1 pseudogene is annotated in these 356 nt (G+C 55.6%); it reads left to right on the plus strand.

Annotated features, from left to right (window positions below):
* Positions 1 to 356 (plus strand): annotated as a pseudogene (locus QCB45_RS11520) (C4-dicarboxylic acid transporter DauA); the annotation flags it as partial.

Genomic DNA, 356 nt, shown 5'->3' on the forward strand with positions numbered 1-356 from the left:
GCCATGGCGGCCTTGCTGCTGGTTGTCGCCTGGAACATGAGCGAAGCCCCCAAGGCCTGGCAACTGCTGAAAACCGCGCCGCGCAGCGATATCTGGGTATTCTTAAGCTGCTTTTTCCTGACAGTGGTGTTCGATATGGTGATCGCCATCTCCTTCGGGATCATGCTGGCGGCCCTACTGTTTATGAAAGAGATCGCCGAGATGACCCGTCTCTACGATATCAGCAACAATAAGCGCTACATCGACCGGCCACTACCGGACGACTGGGTAGTACTGAAGATCAACGGGCCACTGTTTTTTGCCGCGGCGGAGCGCATTTTCGCCGAAATCGCGCAGATGACCCAGGATAAGCAAGT

It is taken from the genome of Thiomicrorhabdus sp. ZW0627 (assembly GCF_029767005.1).
GTDB lineage: Bacteria > Pseudomonadota > Gammaproteobacteria > Thiomicrospirales > Thiomicrospiraceae > Thiomicrorhabdus.